This window comes from Sphingobium sp. HDIP04 (assembly GCF_000445085.1).
Classification (GTDB): domain Bacteria; phylum Pseudomonadota; class Alphaproteobacteria; order Sphingomonadales; family Sphingomonadaceae; genus Sphingobium; species Sphingobium indicum.
The window spans coordinates 1-13406 of the sequence record NZ_ATDO01000088.1 but is presented as its reverse complement, the minus strand read 5'-3'; the positions used below and the strand labels follow the sequence as shown (position 1 = coordinate 13406).

The 13406-nt window shown below is 66.4% G+C and carries 12 protein-coding genes; all 12 read left to right on the top strand.

Going from position 1 to position 13406, the window contains the following annotated elements:
- Positions 1-40 precede the first annotated feature (40 nt).
- Positions 41-1417 (top strand): UDP-N-acetylmuramoyl-tripeptide--D-alanyl-D-alanine ligase, encoded by a 1377-nt coding sequence (locus tag L286_RS36755; RefSeq protein WP_021223498.1) that lies wholly within the window; start codon positions 41-43, stop codon positions 1415-1417.
- Positions 1417-2490: a phospho-N-acetylmuramoyl-pentapeptide-transferase gene (mraY, locus tag L286_RS36750; protein WP_007685584.1), complete on the top strand. Its 1074-nt coding sequence runs from the start codon at positions 1417-1419 to the stop codon at positions 2488-2490. The genes L286_RS36755 and mraY overlap by 1 nt, the downstream gene beginning before the upstream one ends.
- Positions 2491-2495: 5 nt before the next feature.
- Complete coding sequence (gene murD, locus L286_RS36745; protein ID WP_021223496.1) at positions 2496-3884, top strand: UDP-N-acetylmuramoyl-L-alanine--D-glutamate ligase; 1389 nt, start codon at positions 2496-2498, stop codon at positions 3882-3884.
- A gap of 25 nt (positions 3885-3909) precedes the next feature.
- On the top strand, positions 3910-5112 hold the full coding sequence (locus L286_RS36740) for an FtsW/RodA/SpoVE family cell cycle protein (protein ID WP_007685587.1): 1203 nt from the start codon (positions 3910-3912) through the stop codon (positions 5110-5112).
- The gene (gene murG, locus L286_RS36735) at positions 5109-6275 is read left to right on the top strand and encodes an undecaprenyldiphospho-muramoylpentapeptide beta-N-acetylglucosaminyltransferase (protein WP_031293324.1); all 1167 of its coding nucleotides are present in this window, start codon (positions 5109-5111) and stop codon (positions 6273-6275) included. The genes L286_RS36740 and murG overlap by 4 nt, the downstream gene beginning before the upstream one ends.
- 139 nt (positions 6276-6414) lie before the next feature.
- The gene (gene murC / locus L286_RS36730) at positions 6415-7836 is read left to right on the top strand and encodes a UDP-N-acetylmuramate--L-alanine ligase (RefSeq protein ID WP_021223494.1); all 1422 of its coding nucleotides are present in this window, start codon (positions 6415-6417) and stop codon (positions 7834-7836) included.
- Positions 7836-8033, top strand: a complete 198-nt coding sequence (locus tag L286_RS36725; RefSeq protein ID WP_013040947.1) for a hypothetical protein — start codon at positions 7836-7838, stop codon at positions 8031-8033. The genes murC and L286_RS36725 overlap by 1 nt, the downstream gene beginning before the upstream one ends.
- Positions 8030-8977 carry a UDP-N-acetylmuramate dehydrogenase gene (gene murB, locus L286_RS36720; protein WP_021223493.1) on the top strand — a complete coding sequence of 316 codons (948 nt, stop codon included), beginning with the start codon at positions 8030-8032 and terminating at the stop codon, positions 8975-8977. The genes L286_RS36725 and murB overlap by 4 nt, the downstream gene beginning before the upstream one ends.
- Complete coding sequence (locus L286_RS36715) at positions 8974-9939, top strand: D-alanine--D-alanine ligase (RefSeq protein ID WP_021223492.1); 966 nt, start codon at positions 8974-8976, stop codon at positions 9937-9939. The genes murB and L286_RS36715 overlap by 4 nt, the downstream gene beginning before the upstream one ends.
- Positions 9932-10879 (top strand): cell division protein FtsQ/DivIB, encoded by a 948-nt coding sequence (locus L286_RS36710; protein WP_007685597.1) that lies wholly within the window; start codon positions 9932-9934, stop codon positions 10877-10879. The genes L286_RS36715 and L286_RS36710 overlap by 8 nt, the downstream gene beginning before the upstream one ends.
- A 6-nt stretch (positions 10880-10885) precedes the next feature.
- Positions 10886-12172 carry a cell division protein FtsA gene (gene ftsA, locus L286_RS36705; protein WP_007685600.1) on the top strand — a complete coding sequence of 429 codons (1287 nt, stop codon included), beginning with the start codon at positions 10886-10888 and terminating at the stop codon, positions 12170-12172.
- A gap of 111 nt (positions 12173-12283) precedes the next feature.
- The coding region (gene ftsZ / locus L286_RS36700) for a cell division protein FtsZ (protein WP_021223491.1) at positions 12284-13406 on the top strand (1123 nt) is incomplete at its 3' end.

Below are 13406 nucleotides of genomic sequence, written 5' to 3'. Positions count from 1 at the left end.
GCGGTTCTCGACTTCGCTCGAACCGAATGGAGGGCGGTGAATGACTGACCTCTGGACCTCCGAAGAGATTGCGCAGGCCACGGGGGGCGTCGCTTCGGCGCCCTTCGCCGTTTCTGGCGTGGCGTTCGACAGCCGCGAAGTGACGGGCGGCGACCTGTTCGTCGCGATGAAGGGCGAGGCGACCGATGGCCATCGCTTCGTCGACAAGGCGTTCGGCCAGGGCGCGGCGGGCGCGATCGTCAGCCAGCCCATCGCCCAGCCCCATGTGCTGGTGCCTGACAGCGCGGCGGCGCTGGAGGCGCTTGGCCGGGCCTCTCGCGCGCGGATGCAGGGCAAGGTGGTCGGCGTCACCGGATCGGTCGGCAAGACCGGCACCAAGGAGGCGCTGTTCCATGCGCTCGACCGCGTCTGTCCGGGGGAGGTGCACCGCTCGGTCAAGAGCTACAACAATCATGTCGGCGTGCCGCTGAGCCTGTCGCGCATGCCGAGGGAATCGGCCTTTGGCGTGTTTGAAATGGGCATGAACCATGCGGGCGAACTGGCCGCGCTGACCCGGCAGGTGCGGCCCCATGTCGCCATCGTCACCGCCATCGCGCCCGCCCATATCGAATTTTTCGGCACGGAAGAGAAGATCGCCGAGGCCAAGGCCGAGATTTTCGAAGGGCTGGAGCCGGGCGGCACGGCGGTCATCCCCTATGACAGCCCGCATGTCGCGACCCTCTATGCCAAGGCAGAGAAGCATGCGGCGCGCATCCTGACCTTCGGCTTCGATCCGCAGGCCGACGTTCGCGCCCGCGAAACCGTGCCGGCGGCGGGCGGCGGCACGCTGGTCACGGCGGCGCTGCCGGGGGTGGAACTGTGCTTCACCGTGGGCGCGCCGGGCGAACATTGGGTTTCCAACGCGCTGGCGGTGCTGGCGACGGTCGAGGCGCTGGGCGGCGATCTGGCGGCGGCGGGGCTGGCGCTGGCGGAAATGCCCGGCCTGCCGGGCCGGGGTCAGCGGAGCGTCCTGCCGGTCGAGGGCGGCGAGGCGTTGCTGATCGACGAAAGCTATAACGCCAATCCGCTGAGCATGGCCGCCACGCTCAAGCAGTTGGGCCGCGAGCAGGCGGAGCGCCGCATTGCCGTGCTGGGCGGGATGCGCGAGTTGGGCGACCGCAGCCGCGAACTGCACGCCGGGCTGGTCGAGCCGCTGACGGCGGGACAGGTGGATTATGCGGTCCTGGTGGGGGAGGAGATGGACCCGCTGGCCCAGGCGCTGGGCGGCGTCATGGCCTTCGACCATGTGCCTGACGCCGCCAGGGCCACCGATCTCATTCGAAATGAAATGCGCGCTGGCGATGCGATCCTGGTGAAGGGGTCGAACGGCATCGGTTTGTCGCGCCTGGTCGCCGCGCTACAGGAAGCGAAGAACTGATGCTCTACTGGCTTGCCCAGACCATGGATTTCGCGGGTGTTTTCAACCTCATCCGCTATTTGAGCTTCCGGGCCGGGGCGGCCATCGCCACCGCGCTGGTCATCGGGTTGCTGATCGGCCCGCGCTTCATCGGATGGCTGCGCGTGCGGCAGGGCAAGGGGCAGCCGATCCGCGACGACGGCCCGCAGACGCACCTCGCCAAGCGCGGCACGCCGACCATGGGCGGCCTCATGATCCTGACTTCCATGGTGTCGTCGGTGCTGCTGTGGATGGACCTGTCCTCCATCTATGTCTGGGCCTGCCTGTTCGTGACGCTGGGTTTCGGCGCCATCGGTTTCCTCGACGATTATGACAAGGTGACAAAGGCCAGCCATAAGGGGCTTTCGGGCAAGATGCGCCTCGCCTTCGAGTTCCTGATCGCCGGTTTCGCGGCGTGGCTGATCGTCAGCCAGCATGGCAATACCGCGCTTTACGTGCCCTTCTACAATGGTCCGGCCATCGAATTGGGGCCCTTCTATTTCCTGTTCGCCGCTTTCGTGATCGTGGCGTTCGGCAATGCGGTGAACCTGACCGACGGTCTGGACGGGCTTGCGACGATGCCGGTCATCATCGCCTGCATGGCGTTCATGGCCATCGTCTATCTGGTGGGGCGCGCCGACTTTGCGGGCTATCTTGGCATTCCGCATGTGCCGGGGGCGGGCAACCTCACCATATTGTGCGGGGCGATCATCGGCGCGGGGCTGGCCTTCCTCTGGTTCAACGCGCCGCCCGCCGCCGTCTTCATGGGCGATACGGGCAGCCTGGCGCTGGGCGGCACCATCGGCGTGATCGCCGTCACCGCGCATCATGAGATCGTGCTGGGCGTGATCGGCGGGCTGTTCGTGGTGGAGGCGATGTCCGTCATCATCCAGGTCTTCTTCTACAAGCGCACCGGCAAGCGCGTATTCAAGATGGCGCCGATCCACCATCATTTCGAACAATTGGGCTGGGCCGAACCCACGGTCGTGATCCGCTTCTGGATCATCTCCTTCGTGCTGGCGCTGGCGGGCCTCGCCACGTTGAAGCTACGGTGAGCGCCATGGGGATCGTCTCCGACGTCTTCGCGGGCAGGAAATATGCGGTGCTGGGCCTGGCGCGGTCCGGCCTCGCCACGGTGGAATGCCTGGCGGGGAGCGGAGCGCAGGTCGTGGCATGGGACAGCCGCGAGGAAGCGCGCGAGGCGGTCGCGGACAAGGCGGAACTGGCCGATCCCACCGAAATCGACCTCAAGGGCTTTGACGGCGTGGTGGTGTCGCCCGGCGTGCCGCTCAACAAGCATCCCATCGCCATGCATGCGAAGCTCGCGGGCGTGCCGGTCATTGGCGACATAGAGCTGTTCGCGCTCGCCCGGCCCAGCCTGCCGAAGCATCGGGTGGTCGGGATCACCGGAACCAACGGCAAGTCGACCACGACCGCGCTGGTCCATCATATCATCGAGACGGCGGGCATCCCGACGCGCATGGGCGGCAATATCGGCCTGCCCATTCTTGGGCAGGATCCGCTGCCGGAAGGCGGCGTCTATGTGCTGGAACTGTCGAGCTATCAGATCGACCTGACGCAGAGCCTCGATTGCGACGTGGCGGTGCTGCTCAACATCACGCCGGACCATTTGGATCGCTATAATGGCTTTGAGGGCTATGTGGCGTCCAAGGCGCGGCTGTTTGCGATGCAGTCGGCCGGCCATGTCGCGGTAATCGCGACGGAAGATGAACCGAGCCGGGGGATATTCCATTCCATCCGTCATTCCCGCGGAGGCGGGAATCCATCTCCGGACCTTGCATCTGGACGCGACGATGGGGAGATGGATCCCCCCCCTCGCGGGGATGGCGGGGTTGTGGGGGTGCAGTCGAGCGACATCGACCCCTCCGCTCAGGCCGGCTGGCCCGCATTGCAAGGCCCGCATAACGCCCAGAACGCCGCCGTCGCCATCGCGGTCGCCCGCGCGCTGGGCATCGACGAAGCGACCATCGAACAGGGCCTGCAAAGCTATGCCTCCCTCCCGCACCGGATGCAGCGGGTGCGGGAGTTGAACGGCGTCCTCTACGTCAACGACAGCAAGGCGACCAACGCCGCCTCGACCGCGCCCGCCCTCGCCGCCTATCCCCCGGTCGACGGGCGCAAGCGGCTGCACTGGATCGTCGGCGGCCTTGCCAAGACGGACAATCTGGACGAGTGCGCGCCCTGGTTCGGCCATGTCGCGCAGGCCTATACCATCGGCGAGGCTGGCCCCATGTTCGCGGAACTGCTGCGCCCGCATATGGCGGTGGACGATTCCGAAATGCTGTCCGCCGCCGTCCGCCGCGCGGCGCGGGTGGCCCAGCCGGGGGACGTGGTGCTGTTGTCGCCCGCCTGCGCGAGTTTCGACCAGTTCCGCGATTTCGAGGCGAGGGGCGATGCCTTCGCCGCTGCCGTCGCCGCGTTGGAATAGAGGAAAGCGGAGGAGCTTGGGAGGCATGTCGAGGGCAGGCGACCTTGTAAAGGAGTTCAGGAACCGCACCGTCCCGCGCGAGCGCACGGCGCTGGCCATCTGGTTCTGGGAAATCGACCGCGTGCTGTTGTCGCTGATCGTCGCGCTGATGGCGATCGGGCTGGTCGCCGTGGCGGCGGCTTCCCCCGTGGCGGCGATCGATCGGTCGACCAGCACGGTTTCGGTGACGCCGCTCATCTATTTCTACCGCCAGTTGATGTGGGTGTTCATCGGCCTGCCGATCATGCTGGTGATCTCCATGCTCCCCCGGACGCAGGCGCGCAGGCTGGCCTTCATCCTGTGCATCGTCTTTGCCGTGGCGCTGCTGCTGGTGCCGGTGCTTGGGTCCGTGGTGAACGGGGCGAAGCGCTGGATCGACCTGCCGGGCTTCCGCTTCCAGCCGTCGGAGTTCCTGAAGCCCGTCTATGTCGTCACCATGGCCTGGCTGCTGTCGCTGCGCGGCAAGGACATGACGCTGCCCGTGATCCCGCTGACCGGCGTGCTGACATTGCTGATCGCGGCGATCCTGATGAAGCAGCCCGACTTCGGCCAGACGGTGATCTTCCTCGCCTGCTGGGGCGGCCTGCTGCTGCTGTCGGGCGTGTCGATGCGCTTCATCGGCGCGATGGCGGGCGCGGGACTTGGCGGGCTGGTGCTGATGTACATGTTCTATGAAAATGGCCGTCAGCGCATCAACGACTTCCTGGGCATCGGCGTGGCGCAGGATGTCGGACCAGACCAGACCGAGCTTGCCTTCCGCACGATCACCCATGGCGGCTTTCTGGGCGTGGGGCCGGGCGGCGGGCAAAACAAGTTCCGCCTGCCCGAAGCGCATACCGACTATATCTTCTCCGTCATCGGGGAGGAGTTCGGCCTGCTCGCCTGCATCGGCATTGCCTGCGTCTATCTGGCCATCGTCGTGCGGGTGTTCCTGCGCATGCTGGACGAGGACGATAATTTCACCATCCTGGCGGCGGCGGGCCTGACCACCCAGTTCGGGCTCCAGGCGATCATCAACATGGGCGTCAATGCCCAGATATTTCCGTCCAAGGGCATGACGCTGCCCTTTATCAGCTATGGCGGCTCCTCTATGCTGGCGCTTTGTATCGGCGTCGGCCTGTTGCTCGCGTTCACGCGGCGCAATCCCTTCATGGGTCGGCACACGGTCGTCAAATGGAGTGGTCGATGAGCATTTCCCGACACTTCGTCCTCGCCGCGGGCGGGACGGGTGGGCATATGATTCCGGCGCATGCCGTCGCTGAGGAGCTGATGCTGCGCGGGCATCATGTCGCGCTGGTCACGGATGAGCGCGGCGCGAAGATTCCCGGCATTTTCGATAAGGCTCAGGTCCATGTCATGCCCGCCGGGCGGATGACCAGCAATCCGAAAAGCTGGCCGGGCGCGGTGAAGGCGATCCTGGCGGGCCGGGCGATGGCGCGGCGGCTGAACGAGACGTTTCGGCCCACCGCCGTGGTCGGTTTCGGCGGCTATCCGGCGATGCCCGCCTTGCTGGGGGCGCTGGCCGACGGGATTCCGACCGCGATCCATGAGCAGAATGCGGTGCTGGGCCGGGTGAACCGCTATCTGGCGGGGCGGGTGGACGCCATCGCCACCGCCTATCCGGATGTCGAGCGCCTGAAGGACAAATATGCCGGGAAGGTCCATCTGATCGGCAATCCGGTGCGCGAGGAGGTGAAGCAGCTTCGCGAGGAGGAATTTCCCGCGCTGACCGATGAGAGCGTCTTCCGCGTTCTGGTGATCGGCGGCAGCCAGGGCGCGACGATCCTTTCCAGCGTCGTGCCCGATGGCCTGGGCATGTTGCCCTTGAGCCTGCGTCGTCGGTTGCAGGTGACGCAGCAATGCCGGGCGGAGGATATTGAGCGGGTGCGCCGGCTCTACGCTGACCTGGAAATCCCGGCGGACCTTGCGACCTATTTCAACGACGTGCCGGAAAAGCTGGGCTGGTCGCATCTGGTGATCGCGCGGGCGGGGGCGTCGACGCTGGCGGAACTGACCTGCGCGGGGCGGCCGGCGATCCTGATCCCGCTGCCGAGCGCGATGGACGACCACCAGACCGCCAATGCCCGCGAGATGACGGAGGCGGGCGGAGCGCGCACCATCCCGCAGGCGCGCTTTACCGCGGTGGAGCTTGCCAAGCAGATGCAGAAAATGGCGCTGGAACCCGGCGCCCTCCAGAATGCGGCGAAGCGCGCCCGCGCCTGCGGCCGTCCCGATGCGGCCCGCGACATGGCGGACCTGCTGGAAAGCATCGGGCCGGCGCCGATCATGAACGATCCGCTGAAAGTCGGCCCGACGCCGACCAGCCTGAATTTGCAGGGCGTCCCTGCGTGAAGAGCTTCAACCTCTCCCCGTTCGGGCTGAGCCTGTCGAAGCCCTTTGCCGAGAGGAGCGAGGCGACTTCGCCTGCGGCTCAGCGTGGCCCTTCGACTTCGCTCAGGGCGAACGGACATTGGAACAAGGAATATCAGGCATGAAGGGTGTCGGCACCGACATCGGCACGATCCATTTCATCGGCATTGGCGGTATCGGCATGTCCGGCATTGCCGAGGTGATGCACAATCTGGGCTACAAGGTCCAAGGGTCCGACGTCGCCGAAGGCTATGTCGTGGAAGGGCTGCGCAAGAAGGGCATCCCGGTAATGATCGGCCACAAGGCCGAAAATCTGGGCGATGCGGCCGTGGTCGTGACCTCCACCGCGATCAAGAAGGGCAATCCCGAAGTCGATCTGGCGCTGGAACGCCGCGTGCCCGTCATCCGCCGCGCCGAAATGCTGGCGGAACTGATGCGCCTCAAATCCACCGTCGCGGTCGCGGGCACCCATGGCAAGACCACGACCACCTCCATGGTCGCGGCGCTGCTGGACGCGGGCGGTGTGGATCCGACCGTCATCAACGGCGGCATCATCAACAGCTACGGTTCCAACGCCCGCCTCGGCAACAGCGAGTGGATGGTGGTGGAGGCCGACGAGAGCGACGGCAGCTTCCTGCGGCTGGACGGCACGCTGGCGGTCGTGACCAATATCGATCCGGAGCATCTCGACCATTATGGCAGCTTCGACAAGGTGAAGGACGCCTTCGTCGAATTCGTCGAGAATGTGCCCTTCTACGGCGCGGCGATGCTGTGCCTTGATCATCCGGAGGTGCAGGCGATCCTGCCCCGCGTTCAGGACCGGCGGATCGTGACCTATGGCTTCTCGGCGCAGGCCGATATTCGCGGCGAGAATGTCCAGCCGATCCCCGGCGGCAACCGCTTCGACGTGCAGATTCGCGAGCGGGACGGTTCGCTCCGCCGGATCGAGGGCATCGAAATGCCGATGCCGGGCCGCCACAATGTACTGAACGCCATGGCGGCGATCGGCGTGGCGTTGCAGATGGGCATCGATGACGCGACGATCCAGACCGGCTTCGCCAAGTTCGGAGGCGTGAAGCGGCGCTTCACCAAGGTCGGGGAAATCGCCGCCGGCGGCGGGACCGCGACCGTGATCGACGATTACGGCCACCATCCGGTGGAGATCAAGGCGGTGCTGGCCGCCGCCCGCGAAGGGGCGAAAGGCCGGGTCATCGCCGTGGTCCAGCCGCACCGCTTCACCCGCCTGCGCGACCTGATGGATGAGTTCCAGCAGGCCTTCAACGACGCCGACATCGTCTACGCCGCCCCGGTCTATCCGGCGGGCGAGCAGCCGATCGAGGGCGTGGACAGCGCGGAACTGGTCGCGGGCCTCAAGCGCCGGGGTCATCGCAACGCCGCGACGGTCGAGGGCGCGGACGACCTTGCCCGCCTGATCGCCGCCGATGTGCAGGCGGACGACATGATCATCTGCCTGGGCGCGGGCGACATCACCAAATGGGCGGCGGGGCTTGCCTCCGCCGTTGCGGAGAAGGAAGCCGCCTGATGTTCGAACTCTTCAATGTCGGCCTCGAAATGCAGAAGCGGATGATCGACATCCAGATGCAGGGCGTCGAAGCCGCGCGGCAGATGGTCGACGCGGCCCAGCGCAATGCGGAGGCGGGACTCGCCGCGACCAGGGCCGGCGAGGCGGGGATGAAGGCGATGAAGGGCTGGATGCGGCTCTGGGGGATGCGCGATTGACGCTGGCGACCACGTCCCTTCCTGCGGTTCGCGGCTCGCTCAAGGCCGATGCGCCGCTTGGCCCCCTCGTCTGGTTCAAGGCGGGCGGTGTCGCGCAATGGCTGTTCGAGCCGAAGGATGCGGACGATCTTTCCGATTTTCTGGCGCGGCTTGACCCGGCGATTCCGGTGATGGCGCTGGGGCTTGGCTCCAACCTGATCGTGCGGGACGGCGGCGTTCCGGGCGTGGTGGTCCGCCTTGGCAAGCCATTCGCCAGGGTGGAGCAGGTCGATGCGACCAGCCTGCGCTGCGGGGGAGGAGCATCGGGCATCCTCGTTTCCTCGACCGCGCGGGATGCGGGCATAGCGGGGCTTGAATTCCTGCGCTCCATTCCAGGAACGGTGGGTGGCTTCGTGCGGATGAACGGGGGCGCCTATGGGCGCGAGACTTGCGATATTCTGGTGGAGTGCGAGGTCGTGCTGCGTTCGGGCGAACGGGTGACGATGCCGCTCGATGCGCTGGGCTATACTTACCGCCACAGCATTCTGCCTGAAGGCGCGGTGGTGGTGAGCGCTGTCTTCCGGGGCGTTCCGGGCGAACCGGCCGCGATCCAGGCAGAGATGGACCGCATCGCCGCCGCCCGCGAGGAAAGCCAGCCGTTGCGGAGCAAGACCGGGGGTTCGACCTTCAAGAATCCCGACGGCCACAAGGCCTGGCAGTTGGTGGACGATGCCGGGTGTCGCGGCCTGCGACTGGGCGGCGCGCAGGTTTCGGAAAAGCATACCAATTTCCTCCTCAACCTGGGCGATGCGACCAGCGCGGACATCGAGGCCCTGGGCGAGGAGGTCCGCCGCCGCGTGAAGGCAAAGAGCGGCATCGACCTTGAATGGGAAATTCAGCGGGTGGGCGTCCAGTCCCCCTCCCGCAAGTGGGAGGGGGACTATTTGAAGGAACAGAAATCATGACCCGTGGCACCTGGCATGTAGCCGTCCTGATGGGCGGCTGGTCCGCCGAGCGGCCGGTTTCGCTCTCGTCGGGCGAGGGCGTCGCCAGGGCGTTGGAATCGCGCGGCCACAGGGTCACGCGCATCGACATGGACCGCGACGTCGCGCTGCGGCTCTCCGAAACCCGACCCGATGTCGTGTTCAACGCCCTCCACGGCGTGCCCGGAGAGGACGGCACGGTCCAGGGCATGATGGACCTGATGGGCCTCACCTACACCCATTCCGGCCTTGCGACTTCGGTCATCGCCATCGACAAGCAGCTCACCAAGCAGGCGCTGGTGCCCCATGGCATCCCCATGCCCGGTGGTCATATCGTCCCCAGCGAAAGCCTGTTCGAGGGCGATCCGCTGCCGCGTCCCTATGTGGTGAAGCCGGTCAATGAGGGCAGTTCGGTCGGCGTCGCCATCGTGACGGAGGGGGGCAATTACGGTTCGCCCATCGGCCGCGATGTCGAGGGGCCGTGGCTGCATTTCGAGGAACTGTTGGCCGAACCCTATATTCGCGGGCGGGAACTGACCACCGCCGTGCTCGGCGACGAAGCGCTGCTGGTGACGGAATTGCGTCCCAAAAGCGGCTTCTACGATTTCGACGCCAAATATACCGATGGCATGACCGAGCATGTCTGCCCCGCCGATATTCCGCCGGAGATCGGCGAAGCCTGCAAGGCCATCGCGCTGCGCGCGCACCAGTTGCTGGGGTGCAAGGGCGCTTCGCGCTCCGATTTCCGTTGGGATGACGAGCAGGGCATCGAGGGGCTGTTCCTGCTGGAAGTGAACACTCAGCCGGGCATGACGCCGCTCAGCCTGGTCCCCGAACAAGCGGCCAGGCTGGGCATTGACTATGCCGAACTGGTGGAGCGTATAGTCGAGGACGCGCTGAACGGCGCCCGAATTGCAGCCAATGGGGGGGCGAAGCATGGCTGAAGCACGCATCCGGCGTGGCGGAACGGCGCGGCTGACGCGCACGACCGGCGCGCGCGGCCGCAGCGGGGGACGAGGGCGTTCGGCCAGGCAGCGAAGCTGGATCGACGGCCTGATCGACCTGCTGCCGGTCAGCGAGGAGACGCTCCAGCGCATGGCGAGCTGGACCATCGTCGGCATCGTGCTGGCGGCTCTGGTCGGCATCGCCATGCTGATGGGCGTTCCCGCCATGGCGGGGCAGAAGGCGTCCGAACTTGCCGCCCAGGCCGGTTTCGAAGTCGAGAAGGTCGAGGTACGCGGCGTCGAGCGGATGGATGAACTGCCCATCTACAATATCGCCCTGGGCCAGGTGAGCCGGTCCATGCTCTCGCTCGACCTGCCCAAGGTGCGCGCCGACATGCTGAAGCTGGGCTGGGTCAAGGATGCGCGCATTTCCCGCCGCCTGCCCGATACGCTGGTGGTCGACATCGTCGAGCGCGATCCGGTCGCGGTGTGGCAGCATGACGGCCAGCTTCACCTGATCGACGTGACTGGCGTTGTGCTGCAATCCGTGTCCGCCGGGGCGATGCCGGACTTGCCTTTGGTGGTCGGTCCCAACGCCAATCTCCAGACCGCCGGCCTCAACAAGCTGATGGAAAATGCGCCCGCGCTCAAACCCATGCTGGCGGGCGCCACCTGGGTCGGGAACCGGCGCTGGGACTTGCGCTTTCAGTCGGGCGAGACGCTTTCCCTGCCCGAAGGCGACAGGCCGTCCGCCACCGCGCTGGTCAATTTCGCGCGGATGGACGGGGTGAACCGCCTGCTGGGCCGGGGCATCGTCAAGTTCGACATGCGCGATCCCGACCGTTTCGTGCTGCGCCTGCCGCAGGGCCAGGGAAGCGGGTCGTCCGGCGACGAGCCAGCCGCGAGCGCCGAAGCGCCTGCCAAGGGCGAGGAAGGCTGAACCCCCATGGCCCAGCCCAAGGTCGATAAGTTCGTCACCGCGATCGACATCGGATCGTGGAAGGTGTCCGCGCTGATCGCGGGTCGCACCGAAAATGGCGAACTGGCGATCCTGGGCACGGGCCAGCGCGAAAGCCGGGGCGTGCGGCGCGGCTTCATCGCGGACATGGAGCGGACCGAACTCGCCGTCCGGGAAACCGTGGAGCAGGCGGAACGCGTCGCGGGCACCAATATAGAGGATGTGTGGGTCAGCTTCTCCGGCGGCTCGCTGGTCAGCGACGTCGTCACGGTCGAGCGCGACATGGGCGGCTATCGCGTCGAACAGGCGGACATCGACGACCTGCTGACCACCGGCCAGCAGGGGATCGATCCCGACGGTCGCGTGGTTCTGCACGCGCAGCCGACCTGCTTCACCATCAACGGCCGGGTGCCGGTGAAGAAGCCGCTCGGCATGCATGCGGACCTGCTGGGCGTCGACATCCATGTCGTGCTGGCCGACGGGGCGCCGCTCGCCAATCTCGACCTTTGCGTGCGCGGGGCCTATCTCAACGTCAACTCCATCGTGGCCTCTCCCATCGCCACCGGCCTCGCCTGCCTGTCGGAGGAGGAGCGCGACCTGGGTGTCGCGCTGGTCGAACTGGGCGCTGGCGTCACCAATGTCTCGCTCTATGCGGGCGGCATGCTGGTCGGGCTGCACAGCATTCCCATCGGCGCGTCCGACATCACGGACGACATCGCCTCCGCCTTCGGCATCCGCCGCAGCCAGGCGGAGCGGATCAAATGCTTCTATGGGTCCGCCATGCAGAACCGTCGCGATTTCCGCGACATGATAGAGATCGCCGCCCCCCATGGCGACGTCGCCATTCCGGGACAGAGCGCCGGTCCCAATGCCGACGGCGGCAAGATCACCCGCGCTGCTTTGGTGGCGGTGATCTGCGAGCGGCTCAACCAGATCATGGTGGAGGTGAACGCCGCGCTGGCCGGCATGGGCTTCAACACCCCCACCGGGCGGCAGGTCGTGCTGACCGGCGGCGGCGCGGAAATGAAGGGCATTGCCGACTATGCGCAGGGCGCGCTGGGCCGCGCGGTGCGGATCGGGCGGCCGAGAGGTCTTGCCGCCATGCCGGAGGCGCATAGCGGCCCGGCCTTCGCGACGCTGGCCGGACTTGCGCTTTACGGCGCTTCGAACCCGGTTGACCTTAGAACGATAGCGCCCGCTCCCCAGACCGTTCATCGTATCGGCGCGCCAGCATGGTGGCAGAGAATGGTGAAGGCGATGAAGACGAACTATTGAAATAAAACACAGGTCAGACGAATTTTACTGGTGAAATACGCCATTATCTGTTGCATTAACCTTCGATGACAGTTTCGCTCACGTCACCGAAGCTGGAGGGAGCTAAAGTTTATGAGCATTGAAATCAGCCCGCCGCATGTGGACGAGTTGAAGCCACGCATCGCGGTGATCGGCGTCGGCGGCGCGGGCGGCAACGCCATTGCGAACATGATCGCCGCCTCCGTCGAGGGCGTGGATTTCATCGTCGCCAACACCGACGCGCAGGCGCTGAACGCGTCGCCCGCCGAACGGCGCATCCAGCTTGGTCCGCAGATCACCGAAGGGCTGGGCGCCGGCTCCCGCCCCGAAATCGGCAAGGCGGCGGCGGAAGAGACCATCGCCTCGGTCGAGCAGGCGCTGGACGGCGCGCATATGTGCTTCATCGCCGCCGGCATGGGCGGCGGCACCGGCACCGGCGCCGCGCCCGTCATCGCCAAGGCGGCGCGCGATCGCGGCATCCTGACGGTCGGCGTGGTGACCAAGCCCTTCACCTTCGAGGGCAATCGCCGCATGAAGTCGGCGGAGGCGGGCATCGAGGAACTGCAGAAGCATGTCGACACCCTGATCGTCATCCCGAACCAGAACCTGTTTCTGATCGCCAACCCCAACACCACCTTCAAGGAAGCCTTCCAGATGGCGGACGAGGTGTTGCAGCAGGGCGTGCGCGGCATCACCGACCTGATGGTCATGCCGGGCCTCATCAACCTCGACTTCGCGGACGTTCGTTCGGTGATGGGCGAGATGGGCAAGGCGATGATGGGCACCGGCGAAGCCGAGGGCGACGGCCGCGCGCTGCAGGCCGCTGAAAAGGCGATCGCCAATCCGCTGCTGGACGGCGTGTCGATGCGCGGCGCGAAGGGCGTGATCGTCTCCATCGTCGGCGGCGACGACATGCGCCTGATGGAAGTGGACGAGGCCGCCAACCATATCCGCGAACTGGTCGATCCCGACGCGAACATCATCTGGGGTTCGGCGTTCAACGACAATCTGAACGGCAAGATCCGCGTCTCCGTGGTCGCCACCGGCATCGACAGCGATGCCGCCGCCAATGCCGCGCCGCTGACCCAGCCGTTCAGCTTCGCCAGCCGTCCGGCCGTCGCCGTGCCGACCGCCGCCGCGACCAAGCCCGCGCCGCAGGCCGCTCCGGCTCCGGTGGCGGCTCCCGATCCCGCGCCCGAAGCCGAGCCTGAAACGC